The sequence below is a fragment of the Candidatus Poribacteria bacterium genome (assembly GCA_021295755.1).
GTDB lineage: Bacteria > Poribacteria > WGA-4E > WGA-4E > PCPOR2b > PCPOR2b.
This window is the reverse complement of sequence record JAGWBT010000007.1, coordinates 21,253-38,209: the sequence shown is the minus strand read 5'-3', so window position 1 is coordinate 38,209 and position 16,957 is coordinate 21,253. Positions and strand designations below refer to the sequence as shown.

Sequence of the window (16,957 nt, the reverse complement as noted above, 5' to 3'; positions counted from 1 at the left end):
GTTTGACCGCACAATTAGCTCTCCTAGCGGAAAAGGACTCGCAAGAATCCCAATCCTTTAGGATTGCGGAGTATGTCAACAAAAGATCGTTTTCTCAGGCGTATCTGTCAAGCGGCGACTGTTCGTTGATCAACATGATAGATTGTCCGTCAGCAACGATACGATAGGTGCGACTGAGAAACGGTTTCCCTTCCAAATGAAGGAGTGCCTCTGGCAAATCTTTCGGGCGTTTCAGTCCCCACCACAGCAGATCGCGTCGGCTTTCTAAACCGCTGCGCTGTAAGAGTTGCCCTAAACCTCGACCTCTGAGCGTCAAACCCTCTCTGATAATCTGTGGGATTCTGTCCAGCACAACGATTGAGGTCGCGTAAGCGTGGATGGTCGGCTGCTGAGCGTCCTTTTGCTCCGTTTGCAGCACTACTTGACGGTCAATTATTTCTGTTCCTTTCTCAGCGTCGAGCCAAACATGATCCGTCGGTAGAGTTTGTGTCTCTTGATGGAGCAACACAACTTCGACCGGAGAGAATGTATAGGCTTCGATGAACTGTGTCACTGTTCCATCAATGACCAATAGGGCCCGCTGAAACGGCGTCAATTGACTCAGGTTCATTTCCTCTAAATCCGACGGTTTTGCAAACTGGGCGACAAAGAGATCCTTCATCCGTTTTGTGGAAATGTGGGTTTTCTCTACTGTCTGATTCAACGTCACTGTTTTAATCCCTTCTCTTGATTTGCCCCCAGAGTGCTGGCAACTTTTCTTTTCCTTCGACATGCAACGTGCCGGTATCAAATTCCTCCATAGCAGGGAGAATGGCTGGTCCTAATCCCTCTGCAACCCCACCAGCAGCGTAGATCTTATTCCCCACAATACCCGCTCCCAAGAACACCCTTGCTGTTGGCATGTCCGTTTCCTGCGACCATGTATCACTCGCGGGATCATACCTCTCAACTGTAGACAAACCCGGACCTTGCACGACAGCAGCACCACCGACTGCGTAGATCTGTTTTCCAACAACACCGGTTGCTAGGGCACTCCTTTTGCTTGGCATATCTGTTTTTGGTGTCCAAGCTTCCGCTGTGGGGTCGTATTCCTCAACGGTCGCAAGCACGGGGCCTTGCACGTTAGACGTGCCACCGAACAGGTAGATTTTTCCATTCACAGTTGCAGCAGACATTCCCGATCGAGGATTTGGCATGTCAACTTTTTGATCCCACTTGTCAGTCGCTGGATCGTATACTTCGACAACCGGTAGCACCGGACCGAAGTTTGTCGCTATGCCACCAATGGCGTAGATTTTTCCATTCACGACAGCAGTTGCAAAAAACACCCTTGCCGTTGGCATGTCGGCTTTCTGTGTCCAAACATTGGTTGCCGGATCATATTCCTCAACGGTCGAAAGCGCAGGCGCTTGGTTGTTCCAACCACCGAGGGCATATATCTTTTCATTGACGACAGCAGTCACGATTCCCGCGCGTGCGGCTGGCATATCTGCTTTCTGCGCCCATGTGTCAGTCGTGGGGTTGTAGACATCGACTCTGGCAATGGGTTCGGCGAGCATACCACCAATAACGTAAACCAACTCACCAGCTGCATTTACCGAGAAAAAGAGTCTTGGAAAAGGCATGTCGGTTTTTTTTGACCAGTTCCCCTCTGCCGCAAGACTAATCGGAGAGATAACCAACAGTCCACTTAGTACTAATCCAAGTCCAAGTGCCCAACCCAAAAACCATTTCATCAAGAAACTCCTTCATTTTTTACCCGTTCCTCATCACGCCTCGATTATGTTACGGGTTCCACCAATATGTCATCTTTCCGACAACTGTTGATTCCGAGAGGCCAATACTCCCGCTATCCTCGTCATAAACTTGGTTAAACACGAAGTAAAAGTCGCTACCTGGGCGGTAGATATAGTTGAGCAGGAAGTTAGTTGAAACGATATCGTCTGCGCTATTCCACTGTGCGAACAGCTTTGCAAAGAGACGGGTAGAGAAAGAGTAGACAACCCGGCTTGCTACCACGTTTGCATTGAAAGATCCTGTGGGAAGTTCGACCCGGTCAAATTGATACTGTGTTTCGACTACAAGTCGTCCGCTCGGTTTGAAGTTGGCGTCCATCTCGAAACCCCGTCGCGTGCCATCGAAGAAATTCCCAACATTCACCCCAAACTGTCCGGCGAACATCTTGCTTTCATCGGTTTCGACCATTACGCGGAACCAATTAAATTCGTACTCACCAACGGGAATAATAACATCATCATATATATCGAAATCTTCGTCGAGGTGCTCTGCTGTACGTCTGACTTGAAACGTAATCCGCTCACCATTGTTAAGTTCAATCCGACTATCGAGTGTGAGATCACGAGTTTCCAACTCATTTTCCTGAGTGAGAATATAGTCTATCTCCGGTCCTACCTGAATTTCGCGAATCCCAAATTTACGGGGGCGGGGTGTGTACTGCGTTTCACTATGGAATCGACGACTTCCTTGGTGTCGGATATATCCAACCTCTGGGTTGAAATTGTCACCGATATCGGTGTATCCAGCTGACAAGTCAAAGAGATCATTCCGCCAATTTGAACCGATGTACCACGCATTATCACCTCCGACATCCGCCTCTGAATCCGCTGTCCGTGCCCACAACCCACGAATCTCTAATCTGTCGGCTGGGCGATATGAGAAGTCAAGTCCACCGGCACGATTGTAATCATCTGAATCCTGCTTGTTAATGGCGATTAAACCGACACGAGAACCGCTGAAAAGGTCACGCGTCATCCTTAGCACAGAGTAGTTAGTGCGTGGCACATCGACAATTTCGTCGGGATCAGTGACCGATTCATCCGTGTGAAATTCATTGGTAAACACGTTGAGCAGGCCTACGCCGTAGGGCCCCATTTTTCCCGTAATCTTGCCACCTCCCATGATTGGAACGGGATGTCCGCCTTCGATGCCAATACGACGACTGTAGAAGAGGAGGAACGGAGGTGGACGACGAAAGCTAGGGCGCGGAACACCGAAATCGAAAAGTCCGGCGCCCTCCAAGAAGAACGGACGTTTCTCGGGAAAGAACAGGCTGTAGCGGGTGAGATTGACCTGTTCCTCATCGGCTTCAACCTGGGCGAAATCCGTGTTAAATGTCAAATCAGCGATGAGATTCGTGGTCACTCCGTACTTGAGGTCTAATCCAACCTCGAACTCCCCATCCGTCTTATCATCCTCTTCGGTTCGACTCACACCGGGCAAAACGTAAGGCAGCAATTCAATCTGTTTTTTCGGTTTAATCCCTTCTAAGCCTACTAGACTGCCCATGTAGGCGGTACGGTATTTCGCGCGGCCACCATACGATGAGGGGACCGGTGCCCATGTCCCTTCCTCATTGGTTCGGCGGATGCCACGCGACAAATTCAGGCCCCATGTCATCTGTTCATTCTCCTTGAAACGGAGTTGACCGAAGGGGATAGAAATTTCTGAGGTCCAACGGTCAGAATGAATTTGGCTCTGGCAATCCACCACCGCATCCCAATCCCGGTTAAAGCTATCGCCGCTGTTGGTTACTGCGGTATCCTGAACCGCTCCCAACGCATTAATGCGAAACGCAAACCCACTTCGTTTGTCGTTGTAGGTGTCGAGGATGAGGAAAACGTTGTCGTTTTCATGCAACTGACGAGCATCGCGTCGCATATCGTTGGCGACTAGCTTGGAAATATCTGAATCAAAACAGGTAAAACCGAAATAGATATTCTCTTGATCATAGAGAATGCGGACTTCGGTCGGTAGGCTCATAGACTGACCCGCATCCGGTTCGACTTGGCTAAATTGCCCAACAGGTTTGGCTTCCTGCCAGTCTGATTCATTGAAATCGCCGTCAATCTCAATACTACCAAAAGCCCGGTACGCCGCCGCCTGATACTCAATGGCGTTTTGGGATGCATTGACCATAAGGGGCGTTAAAGCGAGCAAATATGCAAATAAACAAACGAGCGAATAAGTTTTGTAGGGGGCTTTCCCTTGAGAGGGAGAACATCTCTGTAATTCACAATCCATGGACATCTTTCCTTTCGTTTTCGGATAGCTCGAATATGTGGTCAAATATTCGATGATGGTTCTGGTGAAGAAATTACTCCCCTTGCAGGTGTTGGATCAATATATCTCGTGTTACTGGTTGGTCAAAAGACATCAGGTAGATTTGGAGAGTGCCGCTCCGGTCAGAGACAAATGCGAGTTTTTGCCCGTCTGGCGAAAAGGCGGGTTGTACTGAGACACCGATGCCGTTGGTGATGCGTCGTTCATTCGTCCCATCTATATCCATCAGATAGATCTCAATGTCATCCATCCGTCCGGAGACGAAAGCCATGGTTTTCCCATCGGGCGCAATCACCGGGCTGTAGCAGTCATAGGGGTTGGGGTTCAGATGTGTTTCATCGGTGCCATCAATATTGATGGTATAGATCTGATGCAGCGGCTTGCTACGACCGGGGGCGACACGACGCGGGCCCGTACCTTCTGGACCTGCAGATACAAACGCAATCCGTTTTCCATCCGGGAAGAAAGTTGGGCTGCCCTCATCTGCCTCGCTATCGGTGATGGGTGTAGGAATGATTATTCCTTCACCCACGTTTTCCAGATCAACGTCGTTCAAATCTAGGGTGTATAGGTCTAAGGTTCTATCCCTGCTTGCCTCATAAACCACACGCTTCCAATCGGGCGATAAACACGGTGCACGGACACCCAGTCCAAGTGGTAACAGTTCGTGTGTTACTTCTCTATCGAGGCGAGTGACATAAATACCCGCGTAGACCGGCGTTGTTCCATCGCTCTGGAGAACAATATGGATTTCGCCGGCACTTTTTGGTTCGCGGCTGTGCACTATATACCGTGAATCGCCCAGAAAGCGCGGCGAATCGTCATTGAAATCCGGTGTGAACGTTACCTGTTGGAGATTGCTTCCATTCACATCCATCAGATAGATTTCGCCATTACCTAACCGGGATGATGCAAAGGCAATCTGTTCGCCATCGGGAGAAAAGCTCGGCGAGTAGTTAGCTGGATTTCCCTTTGTAATCTGCACCACTTGGTAAGCATCACTGACCAGTCCTGCGACCTGTTGTATCACCGCGCTATCCGATGTAGAATGGACAATCGCGCGCAGTTGATTAACCCCCTCCTTGCGAACCCCCAATCTCAGATAAATCTTCGCTAGCTGGAGTCGTGCCATCGCGCGGTCTTCGGGTTGGGCAACGTACAATCGAATTGCAGCTTTGAACTGGGGAATCGCGCGATCGTAGTTTTCCAGTGCTTCATGTGCCTGTGCCATCAAAATCCGGGCTTTCGGGTTCCTATCGTCGGCGGCAATGACCTGCGCTAGCAAGGAGACCGCTTCATCATGTCTGCCTGAACGGATTAGCTCCTCACTCTGCCGGAGGGATTCGTCTGTTCCAGCGCAGCCGATGACGAATAGGAGGGGTAGCAACGTGCAACATAGTGCGTGAAACGTGATGCGTGATGCGTAATGCGTAAAACGAGAGATCGTCTGCTTTGCCTCCTTCCTCTGAAGAGGTGGTTAAAGTGAGATTGAGGATGATATTGAACCCAAACGCCTAAAGATGCTTTTTTGACGCATTTGTGCTGAATTTGTTTATTCGTGTCTTAGAGCTTCAATCGGAGACAACTTTGCTGCTTTCCATGCCGGATACGCCCCAAAGAAGACACCAATCCACGCTGCAACGAAAAACGCCACCGCTGTATACATCGGTGAAATAATTGTCCGCCACCCCCAGAGTGATGGCACCATTTTCGACCCGAATACCCCTACCCCAATCCCAATCAGACCGCCAAGAATCGACAGCGTCATCGCCTCGATTAGGAACTGGATTAGGATGTCATGACGTTTGGCACCTACTGCCTTCCGTAAACCTATCTCTCTTGTGCGCTCTGTCACCGACACCAACATGATATTCATAATCCCAATCCCACCAACGATCAGCGATACGATTGCAATACCCATAATCATGTAGGTAAACGTCTGCCCTGATTCTTCAAGTGTTTCGAGGAACTCCGTTTGATTCCGTACATTAAAATCGAGTTGCTTGTTAGCAGGGAGTTTGTGCTGTTTCCGCAAGAGATTCTCAATTTCGGTTTGGGCTGGCTCCATCGCTTCACTACTGATTGCTTGTGCGTTGATACTTGATAGATGATCCCTGCCAAAAACCCGTTTCATCGCCGTTGATACCGGAATAAATATTTGATCGTCCGGATTTCGCCAACCGCTCGCCCCTTTTTCCTTCATGATGCCAAGCACCCGGAAGTTAAGTCCCCGAATTTTGACCGTCTTACCGATCGGATCTTCCCGTTCATCGAACAGTTCATCAACAACTGTTTTTCCCAACGTGCACACCCGACGCCGAGTCCGCACATCGTTCTCGGTAAAAAACGCGCCTTTCTCAACCGGGAAGTTCGCTGTAACCTGATACTCCGGCGTTGTACCGACAACCGTCGTATTGTGGTTTTTGTTTCCATGCTTGACCTGAGTGCGTGAAGATACTTCCGGTGTGACTAAGAGAATATTTTGGGCGCGTTCCCTCAACACCATAGCGTCTTCATACTTCAAACTCTGACGGTCCTGCCCCGAACTCCGTCCACGAAAACGGCTTTGGCCCGGACGTACCGCGAGGATGTTCGCCCCGAGTGTCTGGATACGCTCAGTGATATCCGCTTTTGCCCCTTCGCCGATTGAGGTCGTGGTCATAATCGCTCCCACGCCGATAATAACACCAAGCATCGTCAACGCCGATCGAAGCTTGTTTGCTAATAAACTGCGTAGCGCATTCGCTAAACTTTCGAGCATTCCCATCTATACGATTCCTCCCTTATTATCACCGGCCTCCTCTTCCGCCACCGCCGCCGGCGTTCCGCTGCATCCGTCTCATTGTAGAAGCCGGATTTCCCATCATACGCCTGAACCGCTCCATGTCCCCGCCACCTCTGCGCTCGAAACCGCCTACGGCGACAGCTTGCCCTTCGTTCAAGCCGGAGATGATCTCTGTCCTGTCGAAACTACTCACGCCTGCCTCAATAGGCTGTGGACGCCCCGGCTGACCATCTTCGCCGACGACACGGACCATTTTTCGGCTCCCGAAAGATAGAATCGCCTCATTCGGGAGAACCAATATATTTCGCTTGTTCGTGGCAGCAATCTCAACAGTCGCATTCATTCCCGGCTTCAAGAATGGCGTATCCGTATCTTCCGATGGGGTTTCTTCACGATTCCAATCTCCCCCTCCTTGACCGCCGAAGAAGTTATCCGCCATCGCCATCCACGGATCGGGTGTTTCTGTGGGGGTAGCCTCCGCTAAATTTTCGTTGGACGTTTCGGTGCTCTCTGACGCTGCCGCCTCTTCCTGTCGCTGCTGACGCATCTGTCGAAAACGTTCTCGCTGCTCCGGCGTAAATTCGCCCCTGCTCTCACCTTGGGGGAAACCGCTATCACCGCGATCTGTGAATCCACCGCCTCTCCCCCAACGCCCTCGTCCCCTTGGACGCGTATTCGTAATTTCGGTGATGACCTTAAATGTCGTTACGTTTTGAACCACCTGCCCTTGCGGCGCAATGCGAAGCACCTGCCCTTGCAGCGGCTGGTCCGGGTAGGCTTCGACGGTGATGGTCACAGACTGCCCGACCTTCACCTTGCCGATATCGGTTTCGTCAACCTCCGTTGCCACATAAACCTTTTCGAGATCTGCCATCGTTACTAGCACCTGCCCTTCGGACGAAGCAGCACCGCCCCTACTTCCCCCACTGCTAAAGCTAGAGACTATTACCTGTCCTTCCTCCACTCTTTTTTCGAGAACCGTCCCGGAGATGGGGGCGCGGATAACCGTATCGTCGTAACTTTCTTGTGCGAGTCGCAAAGCACTCTCACTACGCATCCGTTGCGCAGTGGAACTTTTCAGTTCTTCTTCCTTCAGATTGATCTGTTTCTTGTTAGCAAGTGCCAACTCCAAAGCGTCCTCGGCTTGTGTAACACGATGCTGCTGAATCTCTATCTCCATGTCCCGATACTTCTCTTTCTGGATCTGTTCTTTTGCTGCATCAACCGCGTACGCCGCTCTCTTAATCTCAGCCTCTGAGAGTTTTAACTCCGCTTCGCTTGCCGGTTGTACCACTAGCTTGGCTTGCTCCACAGCCGAGTTGTATTGCGCTCGTGCGGAGTTACGCTGCGTTTCAGCGGCGTCAAGATCTGATTTTGAGATATATTTTCCCTCGAAAAGTTTCTGCTTTCGCTCATATTCCTTTTTGGCAAGGTCAAAGTTGGCTTTTGCCTGAGCTACACTAGCTTCTGCACGCTTCTTTTCCTCCTCTCGCACCGTTTTAGATGTTAGGAGATCGTATCGCAACCTTGCCATCTCGTGGCTATTTTCCGCATCGTCTAACTGGCGTTGATTGGTTATTTTTTCTATGTATATCTGTTCTTTGAGTTGTTCCAACTGTTTGTTTGCCTCGGCTAACTTTTCTTCCGCTTGTTGAATCTGAATCGCGGTTTGTTCCTTTTGCAACTCGATATTAATCTTCGATTGCTCAAGGCGTGCTTCGGCGGCGTTAAAGTCCGCCTTTGCCTGCTCCAGATCCGCTGAAACATAGGTGGTTTCGATACGCGCAATCACAGCGTCCTGTTCCACATAATCCCCTTCTTCAACGGTGATTTCTAAAATTTTACCGCTGGCTTTGGAGCTCACTTCAACAATGTTAAGCGGCTCAATGGTCCCGGTGGCGTCAATTGTCACTTCAATATTGCCCCGCTCAACCGTGGCGGTCTTGATTGCAGGCGCATTGCTGGCTTCCTCCTTGGTTGCCTTAGCAAATTGTCCGCGCAGCAACAAGCCGCCGGACACGAGAATCACGACGGCAATCACTATGATAATGATCCATTTTTTTTGCATCGGCTATTCCCCTTCGTTGGCGAGACAAAAAACAAGGGAAGAATGGACGAATCCATATCTCCCCTTGTTCCTATGTTATGGCTTAGCGGCCTCTGCCGCCGCCACCTCCTCGGCCTCCACCTCCACCGCGATTCATCATCTGCTGCATCCGCTCCTGTTGGAGTGCGTCGAGTTTGGCTACCTGCTCTTCAGTCAGAACTGATTTCAAATCTGTTTGAAACCCATCGCGAATTTTCCCCATGGCTTCGCGTACTGCTCTGAAATCGCCGGAGCTACTGGCTTCTTTGACAGCTGTTTCAAGACCATCACGATGTTTCTGATAAACTGGACGGGCTTTGATGAGCGTGTCATTATCGACCTTTAGTGAGAATGTGAGGTCTGTCCACGAATTGTCAATAATTGAGGTGGGATTGAATGCACGCATTCCGCCCCCACCACGTCTTTCGCCTCCACCACCACCGCGCATCCCGCCGCGGTCTGGACGTTGGGCTTGGGTGACTTGATTGGTCAGGAAAACGGTAACTGCTGCCATTGCGAGAATCGCTGTGAGTACGAACCATCTGCGTTTCATGGTAGAATCTCCTTTTTTCTTATCAAATGAATGTTGGAATAGTGCCGAACCACAGAGTTATTATAAATAAAAAATATATTTGGGTTTCGGCTATAAACTTGTGTCTCTGCTCCTTTGGGCAGATGAGTTTGGATTAAGTTCGCAGTTTTTTTGAAGAAAAATCAATTGGGGTATCATCAACCCAGTCCGGTGAACGAGGAGGGAAGGGAGCGAGTGAGCGTGGAGGTGAGTGAAAATACACGCTCACACGCTTCCTCACATACTCACTACCTTTTCTTCATTCTATGGGGCGCCAACGAATTGCTTGGACGCGCGGCATATACTGAAAGCCCTCCGGTGTTGCGGGCCCTTCGCTGCCCCAGTTGCGCTCCGATCGCTCACCGACAAGCGTCAGAATCATCCCCGGTTTGCCATCTGCCAGATGGGGTGGTAAAACGCAGCTACCAGAGTAACCCGGATACGAAGGCGTTGCGGTCATGAAGTATAACTCATCGCGCCAAGTTTGTCCTTCATCGCAGCTCACTTTCGCCCGTTCGCCGCCACGATACGTCGGTCCACGGTGCGTATAAAGAAAGACCACCCGTCCGTCCGGCAACTGTACACCCCCGCCGTGCATCTCTTCCAGCAGAAATGTCGCCGGACGCTGACTATGCCATGTCTGTCCGTCGTCATCCGAATCAGCCAACGTGACACGCTTCGTGTAGGAAGAGAGATTGCGAGCACCCTGAAACCGCTGCCACAACCGCCATGGACCTTCGTTACGAAACGGCCGTTGTAGATCGTTAGGTGGAACCCGCGGATTGTTACGGCAGAAAGCGAGCAGCTTTCCCGATTGTAATTCAAGAATTTGTGGCTCACCGCCCGGACAGATTGGTGAACCAGCCGACCATGTCCTGCCCCCATCGGTTGAGCGAAACGCATGTACGGTAAGTGGACCCGCTGCCGTCTCGGAGCTGATAATACCGACCGGTATAATCAACGATCCATCGCGTAACTGTTCAATACCCCCGACCTGCGGGTGTTCGGAGGCCTCAATTTGTCCGAGCGGGTGCCATGTCCTCCCCTGATCGCTGGACTGCGACACGCGCAACCTCCCATCCTCCGGTTCCACCGCTAGAAACGTCCCGTCGTGTAACACAGTGTTCACTGTCTTGGTTACCTGTAGATTGTCCCAAGTTCGACCGCCGTCGCGGGTGTGCATCACCGTGTGACTATCGCTCATCTGCGCGTGGATTGTGTCATTGTTGGTAACGACTAGCGTCGCTTGCGTGTCAGCATACCAGTTCCGATCATTGGTCCACGGCAGCACGCTCCGCTCCGCCGGTATTTCATGTACGGCGCTATGTTTTGTGTACATCACTCCCTGATACGTTTCCTCGAAGGCCGGGTAGTTGACGAAAATGTAATCCTCCGGACTAATCTGCTCGCCATCCCCAGCGATAAGCCGGGCGTAGAACTCACCGATGAACGGAAAGTCAAGCGAGAGTTGCCGCTCATTTCTGCCGGGGAGAATTGGGGCGACAAATGTGTGGGTATAGATTACGCGTTTTCCAACAAGCTCTCGGATCTCCAGCGTGATCGGTTGGTTGACCGCTTCGTCTGTATGGTTGTATGTCGTCAGAGACAATTTGAGTGGTCCGTCATTGAGGTGAATTAGCGAGCTATCCCGCCGTCCTTGACTAGGGCGAGATTCGGGACTGCTAGCGATCGCTACCTCGACGTTCCTGTGTGTTTGGAACTCCGTTGCCTTAGAGCCCGGCTCCAACTGTACGGCATCAAACCAAACGACTGCTCCCGCTTTGGCCGTTGTGACCTTGAAGTCAACAACAGCGCGTTCTTCCAGTTCGTCCGTGCAGCACGTAAATGTGAAACGCTGCCACTCCGTTGAGAGTAACACGGCATAGCTGAGCGAATCGGGGGACTGTGTAAAGTCCACTGGACGCGTCCACAAACCGATCTCCAGTTTTGCCGATGCGTCATCGCTCCGCGCATAAACTGAAATGGTATACGGCTTACAAGGCGCGACACCCACCATCGGCGAGAGCAGATGTCCCACGGCGCTGCCACTTTCCCCTGTTTCATCGGAGTTTAGGGCGGGCTCTGTCTCAACCCGCGCTGCACGTTTGCCATCAACCGTCTCGTCCGTTGCTTCACTGCGCGGCGATACTTGCGGTACCTGAGTTATCCCGATTTCATCGGGGTTCAGATCGAGGTGCAACTGCAACGCCAACTCATTTTGGGTGTCTCCCCAGTTCGTCGGTACAGTGTCACCGAAGTCGAGTTCAAAACTGGCATTAGGTAGCAGATTTTTCAAGAACATATTTGCAGCAATCTCCATGTTTGAAATGGTAGTTTTCACATCGATTCCGTGTATTTGCTCGTCTTATTTTCAATCCGCAGCGATCTTATTTACCGCAGCCGGTTCAGTCACCGTGAATGTCAGTTCATCCTCCTTCGCATCAACGAACAGATAGTCATCATCACGCACCTCGTTCTGGATAACCTGCATCGCTAGCGGATCAATGACGCGCTGCTGAATCACACGCTTGAGGGGACGTGCGCCGTAAGCGGGGTCGTAGCCCTCTTGAATAAGGAGATCTGCCGCAGCATCTGTCATCTCGATCGAGATGTCTCGTTTGGCTAGCAACTCACGAACGTTGCCAAGTTGAATTTCTGCAATTTGACGGATGTGTTCGCTTTCCAGGCGATGGAAAAACACCACCTCGTCAATCCGGTTCAGAAACTCCGGACGGAAATGCTCACGAAGCGCAAAGGTCACCCGCTCACGCATCGCTTTATCATCCGTAATGTTGAGGATCGAATCGCTGCCGATGTTGCTGGTCATGATGATGACCGTATTGCGGAAATCAACGGTACGACCTTGACCGTCGGTGAGCCGACCATCATCAAGCACCTGTAGCAAGACGTTGAACACCTCCGGGTGTGCCTTCTCAATTTCGTCGAACAGCACAACACTGTAGGGACGGCGTCGGATAGCTTCGGTCAACTGACCGCCCTCGTCGTACCCCACATAGCCTGGCGGTGCGCCGATTAAGCGTGCCACGGTGTGTTGTTCCTGATACTCGCTCATGTCGATCCGCACCAGGTTCTGCTCGTCATCGAATAGGAATTCGGCTAACGCACGGGCGAGTTCAGTTTTACCCACACCCGTCGGTCCCAAGAAGATAAACGAACCAATCGGACGATTTGGGTCTTGTAAGCCAGAACGACTGCGCCTGATCGCCCGCGCCACCGCATCGACAGGACCGTCCTGCCCGACGATTCTGTTATGCAGCCGTTTCTCCATCTGCACCAGTTTTTCGATCTCACCTTCTAGCAGTTTACTCGCCGGAATTCCTGTCCACTTACTGATAATGGCGGCGATGTCTTCGGAATCTACCTCTTCCTTTAGCAGGGCACCATCACCCTGAAGTTGTACGAGTGCTGCTTCGGCGTTAGCAAGATCATTCTCTAACTGACGGAGATGACCGTAGCGGAGTTCGGCGGCTCGCTGCAGATCTGTCTGACGCTCCGCTTCCTCGATTTGCTGGTTGACTTGGTCAATCTGCTCACGAATACCGCGTACCTTCTCAATAGCACTCGTCTCAGCCTGCCAACGGACGGACAGCTGTGTGCTTTTCTCTTCGAGGTTGGCGAGTTGTTCTTCGATTTTTGTCAACCGTTCTTTGCTGCCTGCATCCTTCTCTTTTTTTAAGGCTTCCCGTTCGATCTGCAGCTGCATGACCTCTCGGTCAACTGTGTCCAATTCCGCCGGTTTGCTATCAATCTCGGTGCGGAGTCGGCTCGCAGCCTCGTCCACAAGGTCGATCGCTTTGTCCGGCAGAAAACGATCGCTGATATAGCGGTGGCTCAAGGTCGCAGCGGAGATCGCTGCGCTATCAGTGATACGGACACCGTGATGGACTTCGTATCGCTCCTTGAGACCGCGCAAGATGCTGATGGTATCCTCAACGGAAGGTTCATCGACGTAGACCGGCTGGAAACGACGTTCGAGCGCAGCATCTTTTTCGATATGTTTGCGGTATTCGTCGAGCGTGGTTGCACCGATGGCGTGGAGTTCACCGCGCGCTAGCATCGGCTTGAGCATGTTGGACGCATCCATCGCACCTTCGGCTGCCCCTGCGCCGACAAGGGTGTGCATCTCGTCGATAAAGAGGAGAATCTGTCCTTCAGCATTCTGAATTTCTTGCAGCACCGCCTTCAGACGCTCCTCAAACTCACCACGATATTTTGCGCCGGCGACCAATGCACCCAGGTCAAGCACAACAAGCCGTTTGTCTTTAAGCCCGAGCGGTACATCGCCTCGCACGATTCGTTGTGCAAGCCCCTCAACGACAGCAGTTTTACCCACGCCCGGCTCACCAATAAGTACCGGGTTGTTTTTCGTGCGCCGGTTCAGAATCTGAATCGTGCGTCGAATCTCTTCGTCCCGCCCAATCACGGGATCGAGTTTCCCTTTACGAGCCTCCTGTGTCAGGTCACGACCGTATTTGACCAACGCTTCATACTGGTCTTCGGGTGTTGGGCTGCTGACCCGTTGAGAGCCACGGATACCCATCAGGGCGTCCATGATGCTCTGTTCGTTCACGCCGAAGGTGGCTAACAGTTCGCGGACTGTAGATGCCCTCGCCTGCACCATCGCCAGCAGAATATGTTCGGTAGACGTGTAATCGTCCTTCATCTTATCGACGATTGTTTCTGCCGCGTCGAGAATACTGACGATGTCCTGAGCCATTCCAACTTGAACCGATGCACCCGTGGCACGTGGCATACGATCCAACGTCTCATCAATCCGCTGTCCCAGCGTATCGGTATCCACGCCAATCTGTTTGAGAACAGATGGCACGACTCCGCCCTCTTGCTCAACTAGCACTTTGAGCAGATGCTCCGGTTTGACCGCCGGGTGATTGTACTTCTGTGCCAAATTCTGCGCCTCTAGAAGTGCCTCTTGACCCTTTTGTGTAAATTTGTCAATGCGCATAATAATTCCTCCTGATGTATATTGTGTGAAAATTTAATCGCAATTGAGAATCAGCAAATGACATGCCAAAGCAATTCTCTTTCGCTCTAATTCCGCTACAAACGTACATCAGGCATCTTTTAAGCAAATTTTCGGTCGATATAAACGAAGGTTTGCCCATCTGCACTATGCCAAATTGACACATTAATCGTTCATTTTTTGCCAAGACAACATTCCTAAACCCCGAAATTTTACCGGGGCCCTCATGCAAATTATACTTCAAATAACTGCATGTGCTCTTCAAACGTCTCTGAACGACGGATTTGGATTAAGCGATCGTTATCAACGAGATATTCCGGAGGGCGCATTTTGAGGTTATAGTTTGAACTCATCGCGTAGCAGTACGCTCCAGCATCGTGGACGACAAGCCCTGCACCTTCGTGCGGCGTTGGGAGTGCCCGATCTTGACCGAGAAAGTCCGCCGATTCACAGACGGGTCCCACAACATCATAGGTTACGACTTCGCCATCAACGGGTTCAATAAAGTCGATATGCTGATAGGCATCGTATAGGCTCGGTCGGATGAGTTCCGCCATGCTTCCGTCAATCACGATAAAATGCTTGTTACCGTTTGTTTTCACGCCGGTGACCCGATTGACAAGCACCGCTGAATTCCCAATAATTGATCTGCCCGGCTCGATGATCAATCCGATGTCATCGGTCAACACATCCCTAATCGAATCAATGAGATGGGAAGGCGTTGGAATTGATTCACCCGTTTTTTCGTAGTCAATACCCAACCCGCCACCGATATTCAGATATCTCAAATCGAATCCGGTATCTCGAATCTTTTCGATGAACTCCATCATCAAAATAGTAGCGTCGCGGAAGATTCGTACCTTCTTGATCGTTGATCCGAGATGACAATGCACGCCGACAAGGTTGAGAAGCGATTCGGCTTTTATCTGATCAAGAAACCAGTGCAGCCGTTCATTTCGGATGCCAAACTTAGAGTTCTTGATTCCCGTTGAGACATAGGCGTGGACTTGCGGGTCAACGTCGGGGTTAATGCGGATGAGGACATCAGCGACTTTGCCAACCTCCTTGGCAGCCTCTCGAACATGCTCCAGATCAAATTCGCTGTCAATATTGATCATCACGCCGTGTTCCGCTGCAAGGATCAATTCTGCGATTGTTTTGCCGTTTCCGTTCAGCACGGTGCGCTTGGGATCAAAGCCCGCCGCCAGCGCAATCCTCAGTTCATTCCCACTCACTAGCACCGCACCACTTCCCGACTCACGTAGATGTTTGAGGATTGTCAGGTTGTTGTTTGCTTTAATGGCGTAACCGATGATTGACTCAATACCTTCCAGTGCGGTTTCATAAGCCTTATAATTCTCTGTTATTTGAGTGAGACTATAGAGGTAAAACGGGCTCTCTGGAATCTGTTCTTGAATGGCTTTAATCTTTAATTGTTCACAGTAAAGATAGCCATCTTTGAAGTGAAAACTCATATTTTTTATTTGGTCCCTTTCTTTTATACGTGAAAATTAAGCGACATCAAATTCAGTCGGAAAAACCGACTTACGTTTGTCCCAACAAAGGTGAGCGTTAAGATAAAATCAAACTGTTTTATGATGGCAGCACCTGTTTTTCAAGTCGCCAATTCAAAACTCCAAAAAGAGCTGTAGATAGAATTATATGATAGAGTACCATCCACACCCAAATCGGTGCAATGCCGAGGGCAATGTCGGTATCAGACTTGACGATCGCAACTAGCACACACAAGGGACTCAACACCCGCAGCAATTCTAGTAAGATAGTTGGGATATCCACCAGCGGTGTCAATGCAGGAGCGATAAGTGGAATAAAACTCAATAACAGCACAACGGCGTAACTCCGCCCCATTGCACGATTCGGGGACCCAAGCAAGGTAAAACATGCTCCAATCAAGAAACAAGCGATAAAGCCGACGGTAAATACCAATCCGCACTGAAGGAGTTGACGCATCTCCAATCCGCCCGTGTAAACCGAAATCCCCAAGAGTGGAATCGTCAACCCAATACACCAGAATAGCGCTAAAACCGCCCCCATCAGTTTGCCAAGCAGAAACTTCCGATGACCGATGGGTGTGAGATTGAGTAAATCCCAGTTAGCACCGCGTCGTTCAATCTGAAAGGATTCAACGACTTGCAACGGGACAACCAAGCCAAGTAAGAGGCAAAAAAAGAGGGGTATCAGGAGGGCGTAAATACTTTCGCCGACCAGAATCTGTGGTCGCCCACGGCTTAACGCAAATAGCTCAAATGCTGTGGCAAACAGGGCGAAAGCCAGAGTAGATAAAATAATAAATTGTATACGGCGATACTTTGGTTGATGCGCGTAAAAACGCAACTCTTTAAGGATTAGAGCAATCATGTCTTTATTGCAGATTTTACGGAGCGTCCATAGGGCTGTATCCTCATCACAGTT

11 protein-coding genes are annotated in these 16,957 nt (G+C 50.7%); all 11 read right to left on the bottom strand.

Annotation, left to right across the window (positions count from 1 at the left end):
* Positions 1-94: 94 nt before the first annotated feature.
* A complete protein-coding gene (locus tag J4G02_02085; GenBank protein ID MCE2393385.1) occupies positions 95-709 on the bottom strand; it encodes a DUF98 domain-containing protein in 615 nt (204 codons plus the stop codon).
* Between the two features lie 4 nt (positions 710-713).
* Positions 714-1,736, bottom strand: a complete 1,023-nt coding sequence (locus J4G02_02080; GenBank protein ID MCE2393384.1) for a hypothetical protein — start codon at positions 1,734-1,736, stop codon at positions 714-716.
* A gap of 49 nt (positions 1,737-1,785) precedes the next feature.
* Entirely contained in the window at positions 1,786-4,041 is a 2,256-nt protein-coding gene (locus tag J4G02_02075) for a carbohydrate binding family 9 domain-containing protein (protein ID MCE2393383.1), read from the bottom strand.
* 73 nt (positions 4,042-4,114) lie between these two features.
* A complete protein-coding gene (locus J4G02_02070) occupies positions 4,115-5,467 on the bottom strand; it encodes a PD40 domain-containing protein (GenBank protein ID MCE2393382.1) in 1,353 nt (450 codons plus the stop codon).
* A 165-nt stretch (positions 5,468-5,632) separates the two neighbouring features.
* Entirely contained in the window at positions 5,633-6,847 is a 1,215-nt protein-coding gene (locus J4G02_02065; protein ID MCE2393381.1) for an ABC transporter permease, read from the bottom strand.
* 22 nt (positions 6,848-6,869) lie between these two features.
* Positions 6,870-8,933 (bottom strand): efflux RND transporter periplasmic adaptor subunit, encoded by a 2,064-nt coding sequence (locus tag J4G02_02060; GenBank protein ID MCE2393380.1) that lies wholly within the window; start codon positions 8,931-8,933, stop codon positions 6,870-6,872.
* An 82-nt stretch (positions 8,934-9,015) separates the two neighbouring features.
* Positions 9,016-9,504, bottom strand: a complete 489-nt coding sequence (locus tag J4G02_02055; GenBank protein ID MCE2393379.1) for a hypothetical protein — start codon at positions 9,502-9,504, stop codon at positions 9,016-9,018.
* Between the two features lie 277 nt (positions 9,505-9,781).
* Positions 9,782-11,863 carry an exo-alpha-sialidase gene (locus tag J4G02_02050; protein ID MCE2393378.1) on the bottom strand — a complete coding sequence of 694 codons (2,082 nt, stop codon included), beginning with the start codon at positions 11,861-11,863 and terminating at the stop codon, positions 9,782-9,784.
* Positions 11,864-11,893: 30 nt separating this feature from the next.
* Positions 11,894-14,506: an ATP-dependent chaperone ClpB gene (gene clpB, locus J4G02_02045; GenBank protein MCE2393377.1), complete on the bottom strand. Its 2,613-nt coding sequence runs from the start codon at positions 14,504-14,506 to the stop codon at positions 11,894-11,896.
* Positions 14,507-14,757: 251 nt separating this feature from the next.
* Positions 14,758-15,999 (bottom strand): diaminopimelate decarboxylase, encoded by a 1,242-nt coding sequence (lysA, locus tag J4G02_02040; protein ID MCE2393376.1) that lies wholly within the window; start codon positions 15,997-15,999, stop codon positions 14,758-14,760.
* A 118-nt stretch (positions 16,000-16,117) separates the two neighbouring features.
* Positions 16,118-16,903 (bottom strand): hypothetical protein, encoded by a 786-nt coding sequence (locus tag J4G02_02035; GenBank protein ID MCE2393375.1) that lies wholly within the window; start codon positions 16,901-16,903, stop codon positions 16,118-16,120.
* Positions 16,904-16,957 lie beyond the last annotated feature (54 nt).